The 21,879-nt window shown below is 71.6% G+C and carries 17 protein-coding genes; 14 read left to right on the top strand and 3 right to left on the bottom strand.

Translation table 11 applies throughout. The annotated features are described in order from the left end of the window. The first annotated feature begins 5 nt into the window (after nucleotides 1-5). From DI005_RS06250 to DI005_RS06240, 3 genes are read left to right on the top strand one after another with little or no spacing between them, the layout of a single operon-like run. Nucleotides 6-860 carry a sugar phosphate isomerase/epimerase gene (locus DI005_RS06250; RefSeq protein WP_112275801.1) on the top strand — a complete coding sequence of 285 codons (855 nt, stop codon included), beginning with the start codon at nucleotides 6-8 and terminating at the stop codon, nucleotides 858-860. A gap of 60 nt (nucleotides 861-920) precedes the next feature. Further along, a complete protein-coding gene (locus tag DI005_RS06245; protein ID WP_113641499.1) occupies nucleotides 921-4,532 on the top strand; it encodes a ThuA domain-containing protein in 3,612 nt (1,203 codons plus the stop codon). After that, nucleotides 4,532-5,188, top strand: coding sequence for a hypothetical protein (locus DI005_RS06240; protein WP_137096136.1), 657 nt, complete (start codon nucleotides 4,532-4,534; stop codon nucleotides 5,186-5,188). The genes DI005_RS06245 and DI005_RS06240 overlap by 1 nt, the downstream gene beginning before the upstream one ends. Before the next feature lie 104 nt (nucleotides 5,189-5,292). On the opposite strand, the gene DI005_RS06235 is transcribed toward DI005_RS06240, so the two are convergent. After that, nucleotides 5,293-5,916, bottom strand: a complete 624-nt coding sequence (locus DI005_RS06235; protein WP_112275576.1) for a TetR/AcrR family transcriptional regulator — start codon at nucleotides 5,914-5,916, stop codon at nucleotides 5,293-5,295. Between the two features lie 101 nt (nucleotides 5,917-6,017). Here DI005_RS06235 and DI005_RS06230 point away from each other — a divergent pair, with 101 nt between their 5' ends. From DI005_RS06230 to DI005_RS06200, 7 genes are all read left to right on the top strand, one after another. Beyond that, entirely contained in the window at nucleotides 6,018-7,199 is a 1,182-nt protein-coding gene (locus DI005_RS06230) for a cytochrome P450 (protein WP_112275578.1), read from the top strand. Between the two features lie 9 nt (nucleotides 7,200-7,208). Next, entirely contained in the window at nucleotides 7,209-7,400 is a 192-nt protein-coding gene (locus DI005_RS06225) for a ferredoxin (protein ID WP_112275580.1), read from the top strand. 82 nt (nucleotides 7,401-7,482) lie between these two features. Further along, a complete protein-coding gene (locus tag DI005_RS06220) occupies nucleotides 7,483-8,958 on the top strand; it encodes a folylpolyglutamate synthase/dihydrofolate synthase family protein (protein WP_113641497.1) in 1,476 nt (491 codons plus the stop codon). Continuing rightward, nucleotides 8,955-9,353, top strand: coding sequence for a DUF4233 domain-containing protein (locus tag DI005_RS06215; protein ID WP_112275584.1), 399 nt, complete (start codon nucleotides 8,955-8,957; stop codon nucleotides 9,351-9,353). The genes DI005_RS06220 and DI005_RS06215 overlap by 4 nt, the downstream gene beginning before the upstream one ends. Before the next feature lie 142 nt (nucleotides 9,354-9,495). Continuing rightward, nucleotides 9,496-11,043 (top strand): alkaline phosphatase, encoded by a 1,548-nt coding sequence (locus DI005_RS06210; RefSeq protein ID WP_113641496.1) that lies wholly within the window; start codon nucleotides 9,496-9,498, stop codon nucleotides 11,041-11,043. Nucleotides 11,044-11,098: 55 nt separating this feature from the next. Next, entirely contained in the window at nucleotides 11,099-11,509 is a 411-nt protein-coding gene (gene ndk, locus DI005_RS06205; RefSeq protein ID WP_110342831.1) for a nucleoside-diphosphate kinase, read from the top strand. Between the two features lie 179 nt (nucleotides 11,510-11,688). After that, nucleotides 11,689-13,254 carry an alpha/beta hydrolase gene (locus tag DI005_RS06200; protein ID WP_233520009.1) on the top strand — a complete coding sequence of 522 codons (1,566 nt, stop codon included), beginning with the start codon at nucleotides 11,689-11,691 and terminating at the stop codon, nucleotides 13,252-13,254. Between the two features lie 71 nt (nucleotides 13,255-13,325). Here the strand turns inward: DI005_RS06200 and DI005_RS06195 are convergent, their stop codons facing one another. Together DI005_RS06195 and DI005_RS06190 are read right to left on the bottom strand one after the other, a co-directional pair. Continuing rightward, nucleotides 13,326-14,252, bottom strand: a complete 927-nt coding sequence (locus DI005_RS06195) for a dihydrodipicolinate synthase family protein (RefSeq protein ID WP_113641495.1) — start codon at nucleotides 14,250-14,252, stop codon at nucleotides 13,326-13,328. Next, nucleotides 14,242-15,687 (bottom strand): MFS transporter, encoded by a 1,446-nt coding sequence (locus DI005_RS06190; RefSeq protein ID WP_112275592.1) that lies wholly within the window; start codon nucleotides 15,685-15,687, stop codon nucleotides 14,242-14,244. Before DI005_RS06190 ends, DI005_RS06195 begins: the two co-directional genes overlap by 11 nt. 74 nt (nucleotides 15,688-15,761) lie before the next feature. Here DI005_RS06190 and DI005_RS06185 point away from each other — a divergent pair, with 74 nt between their 5' ends. The 4 genes from DI005_RS06185 to DI005_RS06170 all read left to right on the top strand — a co-directional run bounded on the left by DI005_RS06185 (nucleotide 15,762) and on the right by DI005_RS06170 (nucleotide 21,819). Further along, nucleotides 15,762-16,691, top strand: a complete 930-nt coding sequence (locus tag DI005_RS06185; protein ID WP_113641494.1) for a dihydrodipicolinate synthase family protein — start codon at nucleotides 15,762-15,764, stop codon at nucleotides 16,689-16,691. Then, entirely contained in the window at nucleotides 16,684-17,427 is a 744-nt protein-coding gene (locus DI005_RS06180) for a FadR/GntR family transcriptional regulator (RefSeq protein ID WP_113641493.1), read from the top strand. The genes DI005_RS06185 and DI005_RS06180 overlap by 8 nt, the downstream gene beginning before the upstream one ends. Before the next feature lie 88 nt (nucleotides 17,428-17,515). Next, nucleotides 17,516-20,836, top strand: coding sequence for a phosphodiester glycosidase family protein (locus DI005_RS06175; protein WP_233520008.1), 3,321 nt, complete (start codon nucleotides 17,516-17,518; stop codon nucleotides 20,834-20,836). A 68-nt stretch (nucleotides 20,837-20,904) separates the two neighbouring features. After that, entirely contained in the window at nucleotides 20,905-21,819 is a 915-nt protein-coding gene (locus DI005_RS06170) for an ABC transporter ATP-binding protein (RefSeq protein ID WP_113641512.1), read from the top strand. Nucleotides 21,820-21,879 lie beyond the last annotated feature (60 nt).

Here is a 21,879-nt window from a genome sequence, read left to right as displayed (position 1 = left end):
TGACGATGCACGCACTGGGCGTCAACACATGGGTGTGGACCTCGCCGCTGACTGACGAGTCGCTGTCGGTGCTCGCGCCCAAGGTCGCGGAGGCCGGGTTCGACGTGCTGGAGCTGCCCGTCGAGAACCTCGGTGACTGGAAGCCCGCCGAGGCCGCCACGTTGCTGGCGGACCTCGGGCTCGGGGCCGCGGTGGCGCTCGTGATGCCACCGGGCCGCGAGCTGGTGCGCGCCGACGCCGCGACGGTCGCGGCAACGCAGGACTACCTGCGCGCGTGCGTGGACATCGCTGCCGAGGTCGGTGCGCCCGCCCTGTGCGGGCCCGCCTACGCCTCCGTGGGGCGCACGTGGCGGATGACCGACCACGAGCGGGCCGAATGCCTCGCGCAGCTGCGTGACAACCTCGCGCCCGTCGCCGAGCACGCGGCCGCTGTGGGCGTGGTGCTGGGCGTCGAGCCGCTCAACCGCTACGAGACGAGCCTGCTCAACACCGTCTCGCAGACCCTCGAAGCCGTCGAGGGCCTGCCCTCGTGCGGTGTCGCGCTGGATTTCTACCACCAGAACATCGAGGAGACCGACATCCCGGCGGCGATCAGAGGTGCCGCAGGGCGCATCGCCCACGTGCAGGTGTGCGGCAACGACCGGGGAACGCCGGGGCGCGACCACTTCGACTGGCCCACCCTGCTGGGCGCGCTCGACGACGCGGGTTACGACGGGCCGCTGTGCATCGAGTCGTTCACCGCGCACAACCAGAGCATCGCCACCGCCGCCTCGATCTGGCGGCCGCTGGCGCCGAGCCAGGACGCGCTGGCCTTCGACGGCCTGGCGTTCCTGAGGGAGGTGGTAGCGCGGCAGTCCTGAGTTGTCTCGACGGCGCCGGCACGCCGTGTCTTCTTCCCTTTCCCCATACGTGAGGAATCCATGAGCAGACGCACGAGGCTCTTGCCACGGGTCGGCGCTGTGATGATCGGCGCGCTCGTCGCCGCGGGGCTCGCCCCCGCGGTGGCGGCGCAGGCGCAGGAACCCAAGTTCAACGCACTGTTGTTCACCAAGACCGCAGGCTACCGGCACGACTCCATCCCCGCGGGCGTCGCGATGTTCGAACAGCTCGCCGCGGAGCACGACTTCACCATCGAGCACACGGAGGACTCCAGCGTCTTCAACGACGCCACGCTCGCCGAGTACGACGTGGTGATCATGTTCCAGACCTCGGGCATGGTCTGGGAGAACGACGCGCAACGCGAGGCCATCCAGACCTATGTGGACAACGGCGGCGGCATCGCCGCGATCCACAACGCCACGGACATGGGCATCGAGAGCGAATTCCCGTGGTGGGACGACCTGGTGAACGCGGGCGCGCACATGCCATCGCACTCGCCGGGCGTGCTGCAGGGCACCGCCTATGTCGCCGACGAGCAGCATCCGTCGACCGCGGGACTCCCGGAGCGCTGGGAGCGCGCGGAGGAGTGGTACAACTTCGACCAGAGCATCCGCGGCAAGGCGCACGTGCTGGTGAGCGCCGACGAGTCGACCTACAACCCGGGCCCCGACGCCATGGGCGCCGACCATCCGATCTCGTGGTGCCGCGACGTGGGCACCGCTCGCGTGTGGGCCACGGCCATGGGTCACCCGACCGCCGCCTACAGCGAGCCCGAGTTCGTCCAGCACGTCCTTGGCGGCGTGCGCACGGCCGCCGGTGTCGTGGCGGCCGACTGTGCGGCCACAGTGGACACCGCGTTCGAGAAGGTGCCGCTCGACACCAACACGAGCGCGCCGACGGCGCTGGACGTCACGCCGGACGGAAAGGTGTTCTACACCGAGATCCTCGGCCAGGTGCGGGTCTACGACCCCGCCACCGGCGCGGTGACGACGGCGCTGGACCTGCCCGTGTACTCGGGCGGGGAGGACGGGCTCGTCGGGCTCACCTTCGACCCCGCCTTCGCCGACAACGGCTGGGTCTACCTGTACTACTCGCCGCCGGGCACCGAGGAGCTCAACCGGGTCTCGCGGTTCACGGTGCAGGGCACCACGATCGACCCCGCGTCCGAGGTGAAGGTGCTCGACATCCCCGCGTCACGCCGGTCGGAACCCGGCCACACGGGCGGCTACCTGACGTTCGGCCCGAACGGGAACCTCTACATCGGCGTCGGCGACGACACCAACCCGTTCGAGTCCAGCGGGTACACGCCGATCGACGAGCGGGACGGCCGGGACCTGTTCGACGCGCAGAAGACGTCGGCCAACACCAACGACCTGCGCGGCAAGATCCTGCGGATCCACCCGGAGCCCGAGGGCGGCTACACGATCCCCGAGGGCAACCTCTTCGCGTCGGGCACGGAGCTGACCAGGCCCGAGATCTACGCGATGGGCTTCCGCAACGCGTTCCGGTTCACCGTCGACACCGACGGCACTGTCTACGCCGCGGACTACGGTCCCGACTCCAGCACGGCCAACCCCGACCGGGGTCCCGACGGCAAGGTGGAGTGGAACATCATCCGCGAGCCGGGCAACTACGGCTGGCCGTACTGCATCGGCAACAACATCCCGTACAACGACTACGACTTCGCCGCCGGCACGTCCGGCGAGAAGTTCGACTGCGCCAATCCCGTCAACGACTCGCCGAACAACACCGGCCTGACCGAGCTGCCGCCGTCGCAGGAGGCGGAGGTCTGGTACGGCTACGGAGCGTCCGCGGAGTTCCCGGACATGGGCACCGGCGGCTCCGCCCCGATGGCGGGTCCGGTGTACCGCTTCGACCCGAACCTCGAGTCGGAGATCAAGTTCCCCGAGTACTACGATGGCAAGGCGTTCTTCTACGAGTGGGCGCGGAACAAGATCTTCACGTTCGCGCTCGACGATCAGGGTTCGTTGCTCGACATCGACCCGTGGCTCACCAGCCAGCAGACGCTCGCCCCGATGGACATGCGGTTCGGTCCGGACGGCGCGATGTACCTGCTGGAGTGGGGCGGCGGCTACGGCCGCGACAACCCCGACTCGGGGCTGTACCGCATCGAGCACACGCAGGGCAACCGCAGGCCGGTGGCCGAGGCCACGGCGTCGCCGGAGTCCGGGCTGCCGCCGCTGGAGATCACGTTCTCCAGTGAGGGATCGCACGACCCCGAGGGCACCGACGTGACCTACGGGTGGGACTTCGGCGACGGCGCGACGTCGACCGAGGCCAACCCGGTGCACACCTATACCACCAAGGGGCAGTACAACGTCCAGCTGACGGTGACCGACGAGACCGGCAAGGCCGGGGTCACCAACCTGACGGTGACCGTGGGCAACACGGCGCCGACTGTGGAGCTGGCGGCCCCGGCACACGGCGGGTTCTTCGAGTTCGGCGACCACGTGCCGTTCGACGTGGACGTCACCGACCCCGAGGACGGCGAGATCGACTGCGCCGACGTGGTGGTACAGCCCGCACTGGGCCACGACGCGCACGCCCACCCGCTCGACCCGGTCAACGCCTGTGAGGGCACGCTCGAGACCATTGTGGACGATGGGCACGCCGGCGCGAACATCTACTACTCCATCGACGCGAGCTACACCGACCGCGGCGCCGACGGCGTACCCGCGCTGACCGGCCGCGACACGGTGCTGCTGCAGCCCAAGCACAAGCAGGGCGAGTACTTCACGCGCTCGTCGGGCATCCGCGTCGTGTCGCAGGAGGGCGCGGAGAACGGCAAGCGCATCGGCGACATCAACGACGGCGACTGGATCTCGTTCGACCCGGTGAACCTCACCGGCATCGACGCGGTCTCGCTGCGGGTGTCGGCGCCCGACGGCGCGGGCGGTTCCGTGGAGCTGCGCTCAGGCGCGGTCGACGGGCCGCTGGTCGCCACGGTGGAAGTGCCGAGCACGGGCGGCTGGGACAACTACGTCTCGCTGCCCGGGGTCCCGGTGACCGATCCGGGTGGCACGGCGGAGCTGTTCCTCGTGTTCCGCGGTGCGGCGGCGAGCCCGTTCGACCTCGACTCGATGACGGTGGTCGGCGACGGCATCGCGGTGCCGGCCGACGAGCAGCCGCCGTCGGTCGCGGTGTCCGGGATCGAGGACGGCGCGTCCTACGGCGACTCGAAAGACCTCACCGTGGGCTGGGAGGCCACCGACGAGGGCTCGGGGGTCGCGACGAGCGGGGCCACGCTCGATGGGCAGCCCGTGGAGAACGGCGCCGTGCTGCCGCTGCACACCCTGGCGCTGGGCGAGCACGAGCTGGTGGTCACGGCCACCGACAACGCGGGCAACGTCACGGAGAAGTCGGTGTCGTTCACGGTGACCACGTCCACGAAGGACCTGCGGGCGCTCGTCACGCGGTTCACCGACGAGGGCCGGATCGACCGGCAGGCCGCGTTCGTTCTGCACACGCAGCTCGGCACGGCTGAGCTGCTCTACGCGTGGGGCAGGCCGCGGGCGGCGGCGCAGGCACTCGAGGTCTTCATCGCGACGGCAGAGCGCAAGGTGTCCGACGCGCAGGTGAAGGCAGTGCTGGTCCGGGATGCCGAGTCGCTGATCCAGCGGTGGCGCGGCTGATGGGATCGGTGAAGACGCGGGGGCGGTTGCCGGGCCGCCCCGCGCACGGACCGGAGCCGGGACGGGTGCGCCCGTCCCGGCTCCGGCCCCGGGCCGTCGCCGGGCTGCTGGCCGGTGTGCTGCTCGCCGTGGCGGCGGTGCTGGTGCTGCCGTTCGGTGGCTCCGAGGAGGCCGCACAGGACCGCGTGGCGGAGCTGGAAGCCCAGGAACGGCAGCGCGACGCCGGGCTGACGAGGGAACTGGTGACCACGGCCGAGCGGGCCCGCGCCGAGGTGACGCCGGTGCTCGACGGTCTGGAGCAGGCCACCGGGTCCGGCTCCGCCACCGCGGAGGATGTCTCGCGCTGGCGGCGGGCCGTGCTGGCGGCGGCGGAGCCGTTCGAGGAGCGGCCGTCCGGCGGGACGGAGGTCAACCTGGCGAGGTCCGGCTTCGCCGGGGCCGTCACCGTGGCCGGCCGGGCCGTGGAGACCTACGCGGCGTCACTCGAGGCGTCGGGTGAGCTGGCCGTCCGGCTGCGGGCGCTGGCGGGGGAGTTGCACCACGACGCCGTCGTGGCGTGGTCGGTGGCGGCGACCCAGCTCGACGTCGCGGGCGTCGCCAGCGGCATCGGCCACGTGCACGTCTTCCTCGACGGCACTGATCCCCACGGCGGCTGACGACCGCGGTGAAGGCCACCATCACTGCGCCCACCCGTCTCCCATCACCACCCAAACGGAGACGCTGCGCGCGCTGTGTTGATCCAACGCAGTGATGGTGGCCTTCACCGCAGCTGGGCCACCACGTCTTCCAGGCCGCGCATGGCGACCGCGATGCCGCGTTCGGCGGCGGGGACCAGTGCCTCGACGGGATCGCCGCGGTCGAGGCACGCGCGCGCCGCGGCGTGCATCCCGCCCACCAGCGCTCCCACCGCGGCCGCCGCCGTGACCAGGTCCAGTTGCCGGGGATACGCCTCGTGCAGCACCGTCGCCAGCCTGCGTTCCAGCTCCCACAACAGCGACAGCAGCCGGGACCGCAGCTCCGGCACGCTCATGATCAGCCGGGCCTGTGTGGCGTTCGGCTCCAGCCCGGGCCCGTCGCCCGTGCCGATCCACGCGAGCACGCATTCGGCCGTGCGATGCAGCGCTTCGGCCGGCCCCGTCGCCCGCACCTGCTCGGCGAGCACGCGCTCCATCTCGTCGATGCGCTGGCGCCGGTGGGCGAAGAGGACGTCCTCTTTGCCGGAGAAGTAGTTGAACAGCGTCTTGGTGGACACGCCCGCCTCTGCGGCGATCTCGGCCACGGTCGTGCTCTGGTAGCCCTTCTCCAGGAACAGCCGCGTGGCGGCCTCGGACAGCGCCGCGCGCGTCTGCTGCTTCTTACGCTCCCGCAGGCCATCTCCGGTCACCGGCTCACTCTAACCGGCGATCCATATTTACATCGATTGTAAAATGCCACTGATAGGTGTTTGATAGTTACTGTCATATTGCCGTTCGAAGGGGTCCGAACATGGCCGCCGTCCTGCCCACCCGCCGCGACAACCCGTTCGATCCACCACCCGACCTCGCCGACGAGGAGCGCCCGCTGCGCAGGCTCGCCTTCCCGGACGGGCACACCGGCTGGCTCGTCACCGGTTACGCGCTGGCCCGCGCCGTGCTCGCCGACGTGCGGTTCAGCAGCCGGCTCGAACTGCGCCGCCAGGTCGTTCGCCGGACCGAGACCGACGAGATCCGGCCGGGCAAACCCGCACCCCCTGGGTTCTTCATCGCGATGGACCCGCCCGACCACACGCGCTACCGCCGCCTGCTCACCGGCCAGTTCACGGTGCGCCGGATGAACCAGCTGCGCCCGCGTGTCGAGCAGATCGTCGACGAGCATCTCGACGCGATGGAGCGGACCGGACCGCCGACCGACCTCGTGTCCGCGTTCGCCCTGCCCATCCCGTCGCTGGTCATCTGCGAGCTGCTCGGCGTGCCCTACGCCGACCGCCAGCGGTTCCAGCACGACAGCGCGGTACTGCTGAGCCTCGACGCGACCGTCGAGGACGCCAACGCGGCGCTGGCCTCGCTCACGGGCTACCTCGCCGGGCTCGTCGAGCGCAAGCGCAGGGAACCGGCCGACGACCTGCTGAGCGGGTTGATCGAGGGCGGCGAGCTCACCGGTGACGAGCTCGTCGGCGTCGCGATGCTGCTGCTGATCGCGGGCCACGAGACGACCGCGAACATGCTCGGCCTCGGCACGTTCGCCCTGCTGACCCATCCCGACCAGGCCGACGACCTGCGTTCGGGACGCGTGGACGAGGACAAGGCGGTGGAGGAGCTGCTGCGCTGGCTGTCGGTGATCCAGTTCGGCACCACGCGCACCGCGGCCGAGGACGTCGAGCTCGGCGGGGAGGTGATCAGGGCGGGGGAGTCGGTCGCGATCTCGGTGCCCGCCGCCAACCGGGACCCGGAGCGCTTCGCCGAGCCCGGCAGCCTCGACCTCGGAGCCGACGCGCACGGGCACCTCGCGTTCGGGCACGGCGTGCACCAGTGTCTCGGCCAGCAGCTGGCCCGCATCGAGATGCGCGTGGCCTACGGGGCCCTGTTCCGGCGGTTCCCCGCGCTGCGGCTGGCAGTGCCGCCGCAGGAGGTGCCCCTGCGCGACGACATGTCCATCTACGGGGTGCACAGCCTCCCGGTGGAGTGGTAGGCAGGAACAGTGATCGAAGCCGACCGCGACATCTGCATCGGCGCCGGGATGTGCGCGCTCACCGCGCCCGAGGTGTTCGACCAGGACGACGACGGGCTCGTCGTGACGCTCACCGACGAGCCGGGACCCGAGTCGACCGACGCCGTCAAGGAGGCCGTCCAGCTGTGCCCGTCGGGGGCGCTGCGGCTCGCCGGTAGCTGAGCGGGACCACCGAGGGCTACGTCCGGGCGCACCGGCCCGGACGTAGACTCGGCTGACCAGCCGAACCAGCAGGGAGTTGCGCGTGTCGTCCGACGACCAGGAGTTTCCGCCCGAGCTCACCGAGGGGGACAACTTCATCGCCGGTCCGTTGCCGGACGAGCCGGAGCCGCCGGCCATCGACGAGGCCGCGATCGAGCAGGAGGCCCGCCGCGAGCTGCTGGCCGTCGAGGCCGAGCTGAACCAGCGCTGGCCCGAGAGCAAGATCGCGCCGTCGCTCACCCGCATCACGACGCTGCTCAACCTGCTCGGCGACCCGCAGACGACGTACCCGGTGATCCACGTCGCCGGCACCAACGGCAAGAGCTCGACCGCCCGCATGATCGAGGCGCTGCTCACGCGCATGGGGCTGCGCGTAGGCCGGTACACCAGCCCGCACCTGCAGCTCGTCACCGAGCGCATCAGCATCGACGGTGCTCCCATCTCGGCCGAGAAGTACGTCGCCACCTACCGCGACATCGCGCCGTTCGTGAGCATGGTCGACCGCGGCGCCGGCCCCGACGACCCGCTGATGAGCAAGTTCGAGGTCCTCACCGCGATGGCGTTCGCCGCGTTCGCCGACGCCCCGGTGGAGGTCGCCGTGCTGGAGACCGGCCTCGGCGGCACCTGGGACGCCACCAACGTCGCCGACGGGCAGGTCGCGGTGATCACCCCGATCGGTATCGACCACGTCGAGTACCTCGGCGGCGACCGGACGAGCATCGCGGGGGAGAAGGCCGGGATCATCAAGCAGGGCAGCGTCGCGGTGCTCGCCGAGCAGGAGCCCGACGCCGAGCGCGTCCTGCTGGAGCGCACCGTCGAGGTCGACGCCACCGTCGCCAGGGCGGGCAGCGAGTTCGGTGTCCTCGCGCGCGATGTCGCCGTCGGCGGGCAGCTGCTGCGCCTGCAGGGGCTCGGCGGCGTGTACGAGGAGGTGTTCCTGCCGCTGCACGGCGAGCACCAGGCCAAGAACGCCGCGCTGGCGCTGGCGAGCGTCGAGGCCTTCTTCGGCGCGGGCAGGGACCGGCAACTGGTGCCCGACGCGGTGCGGGAGGCGTTCGCCGAGGTGCAGACACCCGGCAGGCTCGAGCGCGTCAGGGCCGCACCGGCCGTGCTGCTCGACGCCGCCCACAACCCGCACGGCGCCGCTGCGCTCGCCAGAACCATCGACGAGGAGTTCGCCTTCCGCAGGCTCGCCGCCGTGGTCGGCGTGCTGCGCGACAAGGACGTGCGCGGGATCCTGGAGGCGCTGGAGCCCGCGGTGTCCGAGATCGTGGTGACCCGCAACAACTCCGAACGCGCGATGCCGGTGGAGGAGCTCGCCGAGCTGGCCCGGCTGGTGTTCGGCGAGGAGCGGGTGACGGTCGAGCCCGTGCTCGGCACCGCGATCGAGACCGCCATCGGGCTCGTCGAGCAGACCGACGATCCCGAGGAACCCCTTGCCGGGGGCGGAGTCCTGGTCACCGGCTCGGTGGTCACCGTCGGCGAGGCACGTACGTTGTTCGGCAGGGAGCCGGTATGAGCGAGCAACCCGAGGAGACCCCGAAGCCGCCCGCGAAGGACCCGATGAAGGGCTTCCGCGGCGTGCAGGCCGGGACGCTGATCCTGGAGGCGATCGTGGTGGCGCTCGCGCTGCCCGTCGTCGCGACGCTCGGCAGCGGCATCACCAGCTTCCAGGGCTGGGCGGTCATCGCGATCGCCGTGGCGCTGGTGGCGTGCTGCGGGTTCCTGCGCAAGCCGTGGACGATCTGGGTGATCCTGGCGCTCAACGTCGCGCTCATCGCGTTCGTCGTGTCGATGGTGGCGGTGGCCGTGATCGGCGTGCTGTTCCTCGCCGTGTGGCTGTGGTTGATGTGGCTGCGCCGCGACGTCGCCATCCGCATGGCCCAGGGCCGCCTGCCGAGCCAACAGGTCTGATAGGCGGCGGCTGACCATCCCGCTGCGGGACACCACGCTGATTCCGCTCGCTCGGCAGGGGATCGCCAGACACGGTCCGGGATTCACCGGCAGGCAAGCTGCCGTTGGCCGGGCGGACCCCGGAGCCGGATAGAAGTTCGGCATGACCGAACAGACTCCCCTCCACCGTCGCGGCGTGCTCAAGGCCGGCCTGGCCGGCGCGGGCGTGCTCGCCTCCGGCGTCCTCGGCGCCGGTACCGCCGCCGCGTTCGTCCGCGGCGGACGCCCCGTCCTCACCCACGGCGTGCAGTCCGGCGACGTGAGCACCAATTCCGCGATCGTGTGGACCCGCGCGGACCGGCCCTCGCGCATGCTCGTCGAGATCGCCGCGGACCCGTCGTTCCGCCGCGCCCGCCGGCTGCGCGGACCGCTGCTCACGCCGGAGACCGGGGGCACCGGCAAGCTGCGGATCCCCGGACTGACGCCTGGCACGGAGGTGCACTACCGCGTCACCGCCGAGGACCTCGACGGCCGGGTCTCCAGCGAGCCGCTCACCGGCCGGTTCCGCACCGCGCCGCTCGGCCGCGCCGATGTGCGCCTCGTGTGGTCGGGCGACGTCGCCGGGCAGGGCTGGGGCATCAACCCCGACATCGGCGGCATGACGGCGTACGCGGCGATGGCCGCACGTCGCCCGGATCTGTTCCTGCACAACGGCGACACCGTGTACGCCGACGGGCCGCTGACCGAGACCGTCGAGCTGCCGGACGGCCGCACGTGGCGCAACGTCGTCACGCCCGAGAAGACCAAAGTCGCGGAGACGCTCGACGAGTACCGGGGACAGTTCGCGTACAACCTGCTCGACGAGAACGTGCGCGCGTTCGCCGCGGCCGTGCCGAGCTACGTCCAGTGGGACGACCACGAGGTGACCAACAACTGGTACCCCGGCGAGATCCTGGACCTGCCGCAGTACACCGAGAAGCGCGTGGACGTGCTGGCGAAGCGGGCGTTCCAGGCGTTCCACGAGTGGCAGCCCATCGACGCGAAGGCCGCCGTCGACGGCCGGGTGTACCGCAGCTTCACTCGCGGCAGGCACGCCGAGATCTTCGTGCTGGACATGCGTTCCTACAAGGACGCCAACACGTCGGACAAGACGGCGCCGGGCACGGTGCTGGGAGAGCGGCAGGCGAGCTGGCTCGTCCGCGAGCTGGCGCGCAGCACCGCGACGTGGAAGATCATCCAGGCCGACCTCCCGATCGGGCTGATCGTGCCCGATGGCCAGCACATCGAGGGTGTCGCGAACGGGCTGCCCGGTGCGCCGGGCGGGCGGGAGAGCGAGCTCGCCTGGGTGCTGCGGGAGATCGCGCGCAGGCGGGTGCGCAACGTCGTGTGGCTGACGGCCGACGTGCACTACACGGCGGCGCACCACTACTCGCCGGACCGCGCGTCGTTCACCGACTTCGAGCCGTTCTGGGAGTTCGTGTCCGGCCCGCTGCACGCGGGGGCGTTCGGCCCGAACACGCTCGACCCGACGTTCGGGCCGAAGGCGGAGTTCGTGCACGCGCCGCCGGTGGCGAACACCTCGCCGATGGACGGCTACCAGCATTTCGGGGAGCTCAACATCGACGGTGGGAGCGGGGACCTCACGGTGGACCTGCGCGACGGCACGGGTGCCTCGCTCTGGTCGAGGACCCTGCGCCCCGAGCGCGGGTGAGCGGGCCGCTAGGCTGCCAGCACCGTTCTCGCAGTTAATGAAGGAGTAACACCCCGTGAGTGAGCGCACGCTGGTTCTGGTCAAGCCCGATGGCGTCAAGCGGGGCCTCGTCGGCGAGGTGATCTCGCGCATCGAGCGCAAGGGGCTCACGCTCGCCGCGATGGACCTGCGCGTCGTGGAGCGTTCGGTCGCCGAGGAGCACTACGCCGAGCACAAGGACAAGCCGTTCTTCGGTGAGCTGCTGGAGTTCATCACCTCCGGTCCGCTCGTCGCGATCGCCGTGGAGGGCCCGAGGGCCATCCCGGCGTTCCGTCAGCTCGCCGGTGGCACCGACCCGGTGGAGAAGGCGACGCCGGGCACGATCCGCGGCGACTTCGCCCTGGAGACGCAGTTCAACCTGGTGCACGGCTCCGACTCCCCGGAGTCCGCCGAGCGCGAGCTGAAGCTCTGGTTCCCCGACCTCTGAGCCAACTCTGATCGGCCCCAAGGCCACCTTTGGTGCGTTGAGCGCACCAAAGGTGGCCTTGGGGGCTGTTGTGTTCAGCCCTGGCGGGTGATCCCCCTTCTTCGCTACCGTCGGTCAAGTGACTGGTAGTTGATCTCCATAAGGGGCTGGGGGATGTGAGACGTTTTCGAAGTGTGGCCGTGCTGGGTTCGCTCGTGGTCGCAGCCGGGCTGGTCGCCGCGGGACAGGCCGGAGCCGCGGACGAGGTACTGGGCACCAACGGCGCGCCGGTACCGGAGCTGAGCTGGGGACCTTGTGCCGAGTGGGTGTCCCCGGAGTACGAGTGCGCCGAGGCGGAGGTGCCGCTGTCCTACCGGGACCCGCACGGCGAGACCATCACGCTCGCGCTGGGCAGGCTGCCCGCCGTCGACCAGGCGAACAAGCTCGGCACGATCTTCTACAACCCCGGCGGGCCCGGCGGTTCCGGCCGCATCCTGCCCGAGCTGACCCCGGAGCTGCACCAGCGCTTCGACATCGTCGGGTTCGACCCGCGCGGCGTCGCCGAGAGCACACCGCTGCGCTGCTTCGACGACCCCGCGCAGGGTGAGCTGCTCGCGGGCTACTTCCCGGTGACGCCCGGGGAAACCCGCCAGCGCATCGCCGACACGCGCAAGGGCGCCCGGCTCTGCGCGCAGAACGCGGGACCGCTCATCGGGCACATGTCCACCGCGAACGTCGCCCGCGACATGGACCTGCTTCGCCAGGCGCTCGGCGAGGAACAGGCGTCGTACTACGGCATCTCCTACGGCAGCCACCTCGGCACCGTCTATGCCAACCTGTTCCCGGAGAACGTCCGCTCGCTGGTGATCGACGCCGTGCTCGACCCCGTCGAGTGGACGACCGGGAGCAATCCCGCAGAGCGCTTCCAGCCGTTCCCCTACCGCCTCGGCAGCTTCGACGGCTCGCAGCGGTCGCTGGAGACCTTCCTTGCCGAGTGCGAGGCCGACGAGCGCTGCGCGTTCCGCGAGCCGGGCCGCGACCTCGGCGAGAAATACGACGCGATCCTCGGCGCCCTGCGCGAGGGGCCGGTCGACATCCTGCCGCCGGGTGCCGGCGAGCCGGTGGAGGTGACCTACCAGCAGGCCGTGTCGTCCACGCTCGGTGCGCTCTACGACGCGAGCGGGTCGGCGGGTCTCGCCGAGTTCCTCCAGGCGCTGTCCGACGCGACCGAGCCCGGGGTGCAGGCCCGGAGTGTCCCGGTCGCCGAGATCCCGGAACCCGCGCCGCAGCCCGGATTCCAGGAGCAGGACGAGTACTACGCGGGACCGGAGCAGGGGATCGGCGTCTTCTGCGCGGACACCGACAACCCGCGCAACCCGTGGGCGTGGACGGCGTACGGCCGCAAGGCCGACCGCGAGGCACCCGGATTCGGTCCACAGTGGACGTGGCTGTCGTTGCCGTGCGCCTCGTGGCCAGCGTCCGATCCGGACCGCTACGCGGGCCCGTGGGACAAGCAGACCGCCAACCCGGTGCTCGTGGTCGGCAACAGCCTCGGCGACCCCGCGACCCCCTATGAGGACGCCGTCAGCACGGCCCAGCGCCTCGGCGACGCGCGGCTGCTGACGCTGGAGTCGTTCGGCCACGGCGCCCGCGGCAACAGCGCCTGCGTCGACTCGGCCCTGGACGCCTACTTCATCGAGGGCAGGCTTCCCGCCGAGGGCACCGTCTGCCAACCGGACCGCAAGCCCTTCGACCCGGTTTCCTAGTTCGCGCCATGCAGTGAAGGCCACCATCACTGCGTTCAACGCAGGCATGGTGGCCTTCACTGCATCCGGGGTCAGAGCTTGCCGAGGCCCTCGGCCGCGAGGATCTCCGCGATCGTCTCTGTCTCCGAGGGCGACAGGGGTGCCAGGGGCCGGTTCGTCGCGGGGCAGTCGATGATGCCCCGCAACGCCATCGCCGCCTTGAACGCGCCGAGTGCCCCCGCGGTGAATCCGATGCGGCCGAGGTCGGCCACCGAGACGATCTCGAACAGCCGCGCGAGCCGGTCCTGCTCGGCGGCCGCGGCGGCCGCATCGCCGTCGCGCGCGGCCCGGTACAGCCGCACGTAACCGTGCGGGTCCACGTTGCCCAGGCCCGGCACGAGTCCCGCCGCGCCCAGTCGCACCGCCGTGTCGGCGAGCAGCTCCGATCCGCTCAGCGCGGGCAGCCCGGTGCGCCGCAGGATCTCCCGGAAGGTCGCCAGGTCACCGCTGGAGTCCTTGAGCGCCACCACGTCCTTCGACTCCGCGAGCTCCACGACGATGTCGGGTGTGAGCCGGGCGCCGACCGCGCTCGGGATGTCGTAGGCCACCACGGGCACGTCCACGGCGGCGTGCACGTGCCGGAAGTGCGCGACGATCTCGGCCGGGTGCGGCTTGACGTAGAACGGGGCCGTCACCACCACGGCGTCGGCGCCCAGCTCGGCGGCCTGCCGCGCGTGCTCGATCACCCGCCGCGTGCCGGTGTCGACGGCGCCCGCGAGCACCGGCACGGCACCGGCCACGGCGCCAACGGTGACCTCCACGACGGCACGCCGCTGCGCGGTGTCCAGCAGGGCGACCTCCCCGCTCGATCCGCCGACGAACACGCCGTCGACGCCGGCGTCGAGCTGACAGGCCACGAGCCGTTCCAGCGAGCGCCGGTCGACCTCCCCGCGTTCGTCGAGAGGGGTCACGAGCGGGGGGATGACACCGTGCAGGAAAAGGCCGGAATCAGACACCACTGGTGGTCTTCCTTTCAGGGGGCAGCAACGCGGGCGCGTCGGAGTCGATCTTGAGGGCGCGGCCGATCCGCGCGGGCACGTTGAAGCCGATGATCAGCGCGACCACGATCGTCAGCGAGCCGGCGAGCACGGTGAGCGCGGTGCCGAGGCTGCCGATGTCCTCCGCGATCGCGGCACCGGCCAGCGGGGCGACCGCGCCGCCGAGCGCGCCGACGTTGTAGGAGAACCCGAGGCCGGCCGCGCGCAGCCGTGTCGGGAAGTGGTCGCCGATGTACTTGGGCAGCAGCCCGGAGATGCCCTGGCTGGTCGCCTGCATGACGAACAGCAGCACCCACAGCAGCACGATGTTGCCGGCCGGAAGCGCGAACACGGGGAACACGAACAGCAGCGACACGAACAGGCCGAGCACGTAGGCCCTGCGCGTGCCGAGCTTGTCGCCGATGATCCCCGCGAGGCACGAGCCCGCCGCGTAGCCGAGCCCGGCCCACGTGAGCGCGTTGGACACCTGCCCGGCGTCGTAGCCGAGGTCGGTCTTGAGGTAGGTCGGCAGGAGCGACTGGATCGGCCACGAGTACAGGAACGCACAGAAGACCGTGATCATGATCGCGATCATCACCGGCCACATGCGACCCGCGAGCTGGATCGCGAGCACCACGAAGCAGAGCGCCGTGAGCGCGATCAGGTACGGCGTCGCGCCGCCGCCGGTCTTGGTGAAGATGAACACCAGCGCGGCGGAGAGCACCACGGCGAGCGCGGCGTTGGGCAGCCGTCGCTTCGGCGAGAACAGCACCGACGAGGTCGTGACGTCCTTGCGGTCGCCGACCTCGGATTTCCATTCGGCGGCTTCGGGCAGCGCGCGCCGCAGGTACAGGGTGAGCGCGATCGGCACCAGCCCGGCGTAGAACAGCCAGCGCCAGCCCGCGGCAGGGACGATGAGCTCGTAGGCGAGTGCGGCGAGCACCGTGCCGATGGGATAGGCCGAGAGCAGGAAGCCGGTGGCGCGGTTGCGCATCGACTTCGGCCACGACTCCATGACGTAGGTGGCGCTGGAGCCGTACTCGCCGGCCATGCCGATGCCCACGACGGCGCGGAAGATGAACAGTGACCAGTAGTCCCACGCGAAACCGCAGAGCCCGCTGCCGACCGAGAAGGCGAGGATCGCGAGGATCATCGCCGGTTTGCGGCCGTAGCGGTCGGCGATCGCGCCGAGGACGAGCCCGCCGAGCCAGCGGGACACGAAGGCGGCGGAGACGAGTGTGGCCGCCTGCGTCAGGTCGAGCCCGAAGTCGTCGGCGATCTCGGTGAGGATGAGCGTGATCAGGATGAAGTCGAAGCCGTCGAGCAGGTAGCCGAGCCAGGCGGCGAAGAACGCCTTGCGCTGTCCTCGGTCGAGCTCACGGAACGACCCCTGGCTGGCGGGCGGCGACGCTGCCATGGCCTGGACCTCCGTAGGTTCGAGGACATAGGATGTCCTATGTCAGGCGGTACCGTAGCTTCGGAAAGGCCAGGATGCAAGCACTCCGTTCCGGCACGCTCAGCGGCATCTGGGCGAGCGTGCTGCTGCCCGTCGGGCCGGACGACGCCATCGACTTCGAGCGCCTCCGCGCCGCGCTCGACAAGGTGCTGGGCTCTGGTGTGCACGGCGTCTACACCAACGGCACCGCGGGGGAGTTCTTCACGCTCACCGAGGCCGAGTGCGACGAGCTGCACGCGCTCGTCGCCGAGCGGGCCACGGTGGCCGGCGTTCCGTTCCAGCTCGGCGCGAGCCATCCGAGCGGGCAGGTGTCCCTCGGCCGGATCCGGCGCGCCGCCGCGCTGCGGCCAGGCGCCATCCAGGTCGTGCTGCCAGACTGGCTGCCACTGGGCCAGGACGAGGTGGTCGACGCCGTGCGCGGAATGGCCGATGCGGCGGACGGCGTGCCCCTCGTGCTCTACAGCCCGCCCTACGCCAAGACCCAGCTCGGTCCGGAGCTGCTCGGCCGCCTCGCCGGGGAGGTACCGGAGCTGATCGGCGTGAAGGTGCCCGGCATCGCCGTCGCACGCCACCTCACCGGGCGGCTCGCGGTGTTCGTCGCCGGCCACACGCTCGCGTCGGCCACCGCCGAGGGCGCGGCCGGCTCGTACTCCAACGTCGCGTGCCTGAGCCCGGCCGGTGCCGTGCGCTGGTACGAGTCGATGCGCACCGACCCGGCGTCGGCCCTCGACCTGGAACGGCGGCTGCGCGCGTTCCTCGACCAGCACATCGTTCCGCTGGCGCGGGAGGGCTACTGCGATCCCGCGCTCGACAAGACCCTCGCCGCGATCGGCGGCTGGGCGGACCTCGGCACGCGGGTGCGCTGGCCGCACCGCTCGGTGCCGCCGGAGCGGATCCCCGGGCTGCGCGCCGCGGCCGCCGCGGCCGTGCCCGAACTGCTCGCCGAACCGGTGGCCCATGGGTGAACATCTAGACTCCGTACCCGTGGGTACCTCGGCGAGTGGGCGGCAGTCGGGCGCACGCGCCAACCAGCGTGCGCTCCAGGAGTCGATCAAGCGGCTGATCGTGGACCGCGGGCTCGTGCCCGGCTCCCCGCTGCCCACCGAGTTCGAGCTCATGGAGGAGCTCGAGGTGAGCAGGCACCCGCTGCGCGAGGCGATGAAGGCGCTCGAGGCCGTCGGCATCGTCGACATCCGGCACGGCTACGGCACCTACGTCGGCTCCGTGCCGCTGTCGGCGCTCGAGACCGGGCTGGCTTTCCGCGGCGCGCTGTCGGTGCGGGGCGACTACGCCGACATCCGGAACCTCCTCGAGGTGCGCGAGGTGCTGGAGTCCGGCCTCGTGGGGCACGTGCTCGCCGCCTACGACCGGCTCGACTTCGCCGCGCTCGACGAGGCCGTCGCCGCGATGGAGCGCGAGGCCGAGCAGGGCCGCTACGCGCCGACGGAGGACTGGCGCTTCCACGAGACGCTCTACCGGCCGCTCGGCAACGATCTCGTGCTCGATCTGCTGCAGGTGTTCTGGAAGGTGTTCAACGCGCTCGACGCGCAGCTGCCGAGGGCCGACGACACCCCCGTGGTCACCGCGCAGTGGCACCGCGCGATCCTGGAAGCCTTGCGCGCCAAGGACGAACCCGCCCTGCGCGCGGCCGTCGACGAGCACTTCCGCGGCATCAGGGCGCGCGTGGCCACCTCGCCGTAGGTTCGCTTTCCGTTCATTCCCAGTACTTCCGGCGTCGGCCCGGCCCCGGTCTAATGATCACGACCGCTGGGGAAAGCTGGGGTGTTCGGTGAGAACTGCACGTGTGGCCGCGGTGTGCGCCGCGGTGGTGGTCGTCCTGCCCGTCACGCCGTCGGCGGCGGATCCGCTCGACGCGCCGCTCGGGCCGCCTCCCGTCGAGACGGTCGCGGCGGCGGACGGCGACGCCGGACTGATCACCGACACCGCGACGACTCCCGTCGCGCCGGGACTGACGCTCACGGAATTCGACCGCTTCGACCCTCAGGGCTGGATCCGCGGTGACACTCTCGCCATCGACCTCACCGCCGGCCTGCGCCCCACCTATCTCAGCCCGGGCGCCGTGTCGGCGCGGACGCCGCTGTCCGAGCAGGTGGCCCGTGCGGGCGCGGTCGCGGGCGTGAACGGCGACTTCTTCGACATCAACGCCACCGGCGCTCCGCTCGGCGTCGGCATCGACGACGGTGAGCTGCAGACGGCACCGGCCTCGGGGCACAACCTCACCGCGGCCATCACGGAGGACGGGACCGCCCGGCTCGCCGAGGTGTTCCTCACCGCGTCGCTCACGTTGCCGGGCGGCGAGGTCGTGCCGGCCACCAACCTCAACGGCGCACGCCTGCCCGCGAACGGTATCGGCGTCTACACCCCGTTGTGGGGCAGCGCTTCCCGGGCCACGTCGGTCGCCGGAGCGCAGCGCGTCCGCGAGGTCGAGGTCCGCGACGGCGTCGTCACCGCCGTGCGGGACAAGCCCGCCGAAGGGCCGATCGCGGGCGGCAGCACCGTCGTGCTCGCGCGCGACGGCGGTGCGGACGCGCTCGCGGCGCTGAAGCCCGGCGACGCGGTGACGGTGGAGTACGCGCCCCGCACCGAGGCGGGCGACGTCTCCGTCGCGGTCGGCGGCAACAAGGTGCTGCTGCGAGACGGCGTGGTGCAGAACGTCGACGCGGCGACGGCGCATCCGCGCACGGCGGCCGGGTTCTCCGCCGACGGCACGAGGATGTGGCTCGTCACCGTCGACGGCAGGCAGGCCGACAGCAGGGGCATGACCGAGCTGGAGCTCGCACGGCACCTGAAGTCGCTCGGCGCCGACGACGCGCTCAACCTCGACGGCGGCGGCTCCTCCACACTCCTCGCCCGCGAACAGGGGGAGCAGGTTCCGACCGTGCACAACTCGCCCTCCGACGGCGGGGAACGCCTCGTGCCCAACGGGATCGGCTTCGCGACCAAGCCCGGCAGCGGCAGGCTCACCGGCTTCGCGCCGGAACCCGCGCAGCAGAGCGAGGACGCCACACGCGTGCTCTCGGGGCTCACCCGGGTGCTCGACGCCGGCGGGCACGACGAGACCGGCGCCGCCGTGGCGAGCAGGCCGTTCTGGCGCACCACAAACGCCGCGCGGGGCACCGTCAGGAACGGCGTGTTCACGGCGCGGGCCGACCGGCGCGATGCCGCGAAGCGCGCCGAGGTGGACGTCGTCGCGATGGAGCGCGGCAAGCGCGGCAGCACCACGCTCACCGTGCTCGGCGAGCCCGAGCGCCTCGGCACGAGCACCGAACGGCTCGCGCTGTCCGGCAAGGGCGCCACCGGCGCCTTCCAGGTCTACGGCTACGACGCCGACGGCTACGGCACGTGGCTCGAACCCCGCGACGTGAAGCTGGAGTACGACCCCTCGGTCGTCCGAGTCGAGGCCGAGGGCGACCACTTCACCGTCACCGCGCTCAAAGACACCGGAGCCTCGGTGATCAAGGCCGGCGCGGCCGGGCTCACCACCCACCTCGCCGCCGCGGTCGGCAGCGAGCCGAGGGTGCTCGCCCCGCTCGACGGCACCGGGGGCTGGCGCGCGACGGTCTACCCCAGCGTGGTCGGCGCGGCGCTGTCGGCGGCCGAGGGCCGCGACGGCGGCCAGGGGCTCGCGCTCGACTACCGCCTCACCGGAACCAACGCCACGCGCGCCGCCTACGTCACCGCCGCGCAGCCGCTCGCGCTGCCCGAGGGCACGCAGAAGGTCGGCCTGTGGGTCAATGGCGACGGCAAGGGCGCGTGGCTGCGCGCCGAGCTGCGGGACGCCGCGAACGTGGCGTCGGTGGTCGACCTGGCGCTCAGCGTCGACTGGACGGGCTGGCGCTACGTCGAGGCCGTCCTGCCGGAGGGCCTGCCGCAGGGGCAGCGGCTCACGCGCTTCTACGCCGTTGAGAACGTGCCGGCCCAGCAGTACGAGGGCAGGCTCGTCTTCGACGACCTGACCGCGCACGTGGCGGCGACGGCCGAGCCGCCCGCCGACCCCGGCACCCGCGACCCCGCGCTCGTCACCGACGGCACGGTGGGCCCTCGGGGCTTGCGGATCGCCGTGCTCAGCGACGCCCAGTTCACCGCCGACAACCCGGACGGCCCGCTCGTCGCGCAGGCCAGGCGCACCATGCGCGAGGCCGTCGCCGCGCGGCCGGACCTCGTGCTCATCAACGGTGACCTCACCGATCGCGGCACGGCTCCCGACTTCGCTCTCGCCCGTACGGTGATCAGCGAGGAGCTGGAGGGCAAGGTCCCCTGGTACTACGTGCCCGGCAACCACGAGGCCGACGGCGGCAGCGGGCTCGCGGAGTTCCAGGCCGAGTTCGGCGAACCCTACCGGGTCGTGGACGTCGAGGGCATCCGGCTCGTGCTGCTCGACACCTCCCGCGGCAGCCTGCGGGCGGGCGGGTTCGACCAGGTGCGCCTGCTCGACGAGGCCCTCGACCGCGCCGCCCGCGACCGTGCGATCCGCGGCGTGGTGGTGGCCATGCACCACCCGGTCGACGACCCCGCTCCGGCGGGCAACTCGCAGCTGGCCGACCGTAAGGAGGCGGATCTGGTCACCGACTGGCTGACGGAGTTCGAGGAGCGCTCCGGCAAGCCGGCCGCCGCGATCACGTCCCACGCCGGTGTCTTCGACCTCACGCGCGAGGACGGCGTGCCGTACCTGGTGAACGGCAACTCTGGCAAGGCGCCCTCGGCCGCGCCCGGCGACGGGGGCTTCACGGGCTGGAGCATCGTGCGGGTCGACCCGGACGACCGCGGCGAACCCGTTCGCGTCGAGACCCGCCCGCACGTCGACGAGCTCACGGTCGCCGGGCCCGGCCGGCTCGCGAGGGGCGCGGAGGGAACCGTGACGGCCGAGGTGACGCAGTCCGGGCGCACGGTTCCGGTCGCCTACCCGGTGAGCGCCGACTGGGCGGGCGACCGGGTGCACGTGGCCGCACCGGGAAGCCGGCCGTCACCGCGCGACCTCGCGACGTTCGACCCGGCGACCGGGACCCTCACCGCGCTGCGCAGGGGCGTCGCCGAGCTGACCGTGACCGTGAACGGGGTGAGCGCCACCCTGCGCTGCGCCATCGGCTAAACCGCTCGATTCTGTCGGAGGTGCGTGGCAGTGTGCCAACCGTGGGAGCGGAGACAGACGACACCACCATGGTGGAGGCCAAGGCGCTGGTGAAGCGCTTCGGCGAGTTCGAGGCAGTCCGCGGCATCGACCTGCACGTCCGCAAGGGAGAGGCGTTCGGATTCCTCGGCCCGAACGGCGCGGGCAAGTCCTCCACGATGCGCATGATCGCGTGCGTGTCGCCTCGCTCCGACGGTGAGCTGAAGGTGCTGGGCATGGACCCGGACCGCGAGGGTCCGCGCGTCCGCGCCCGGCTCGGCGTCGTGCCGCAGCAGGACAACCTCGACACCGAGCTCACGGTCCGGCAGAACCTGCAGGTGTACGGCCGGTACTTCGGGCTCTCCAAGGCCCACGTGCGGCGCAAGGCCGTCGAGCTGATGGAGTTCGCGCAGCTCACCGAGCGGGCCGACGACGAGGTGGAGCCGCTGTCCGGCGGCATGAAGCGGCGGCTCACCATCGCGCGCTCGCTCGTCAACGACCCCGAGCTGCTGCTGCTCGACGAGCCCACCACGGGGCTCGACCCGCAGGCCCGGCACCTGCTGTGGGACAGGCTCTTCCGGCTCAAGTCCGCCGGGGTCACGCTCATCGTCACAACCCATTACATGGACGAGGCGGAACAGCTCTGCGACCGGCTCGTCGTGATGGACGGCGGGCGCGTGGTCGCCGAGGGCTCGCCGGCCGAACTCATCGCGCGGTACTCCACGCGGGAGGTGCTGGAGTTGCGTTTCGCCCCCGGTGACCAGGAGGCGGCCGTGGCGCGGGTGACCGACCTCGGCGAGCGGGTCGAGGTGCTGCCCGACCGGATCCTGCTGTACACCGCCACCGGTGAGGCGGCGCTGGAACAGGCGCACGGCAGGGGAGTGCGGCCGCTGTCGAGCCTCGTGCGCCGCAGCACGCTGGAGGACGTCTTCCTGCGGCTGACCGGCCGGACGCTGGTGGACTAGTGCGCCCCGCCGGAAGTTCGCCACATAATTCGGCGGCCCAGCTTCCCGCCGGCTGCGTTG

Source organism: Prauserella sp. PE36 (genome assembly GCF_003311655.1).
Taxonomy (GTDB): Bacteria; Actinomycetota; Actinomycetes; order Mycobacteriales; family Pseudonocardiaceae; genus Prauserella_A; species Prauserella_A endophytica.
The sequence above is the reverse complement of the archived record's forward strand: the minus strand, read 5'-3'. Positions and strand labels throughout refer to the sequence as shown.

Excerpts from the sequence above, each read along its gene's own strand:
- DI005_RS06190 (WP_112275592.1), bottom strand. The coding sequence starts at position 15,687 with ATGGCAGCGTCGCCGCCCGCCAGCCAGGGGTCGTTCCGTGAGCTCGAC.
- DI005_RS06170 (WP_113641512.1), top strand. The coding sequence starts at position 20,905 with ATGGTGGAGGCCAAGGCGCTGGTGAAGCGCTTCGGCGAGTTCGAGGCA.
- DI005_RS06185 (WP_113641494.1), top strand. The coding sequence starts at position 15,762 with ATGCAAGCACTCCGTTCCGGCACGCTCAGCGGCATCTGGGCGAGCGTG.
- DI005_RS06250 (WP_112275801.1), top strand. The coding sequence starts at position 6 with ATGCACGCACTGGGCGTCAACACATGGGTGTGGACCTCGCCGCTGACT.
- DI005_RS06245 (WP_113641499.1), top strand. The coding sequence starts at position 921 with ATGAGCAGACGCACGAGGCTCTTGCCACGGGTCGGCGCTGTGATGATC.
- DI005_RS06230 (WP_112275578.1), top strand. The coding sequence starts at position 6,018 with ATGGCCGCCGTCCTGCCCACCCGCCGCGACAACCCGTTCGATCCACCA.
- DI005_RS06210 (WP_113641496.1), top strand. The coding sequence starts at position 9,496 with ATGACCGAACAGACTCCCCTCCACCGTCGCGGCGTGCTCAAGGCCGGC.
- DI005_RS06240 (WP_137096136.1), top strand. The coding sequence starts at position 4,532 with ATGGGATCGGTGAAGACGCGGGGGCGGTTGCCGGGCCGCCCCGCGCAC.
- DI005_RS06215 (WP_112275584.1), top strand. The coding sequence starts at position 8,955 with ATGAGCGAGCAACCCGAGGAGACCCCGAAGCCGCCCGCGAAGGACCCG.
- DI005_RS06180 (WP_113641493.1), top strand. The coding sequence starts at position 16,684 with ATGGGTGAACATCTAGACTCCGTACCCGTGGGTACCTCGGCGAGTGGG.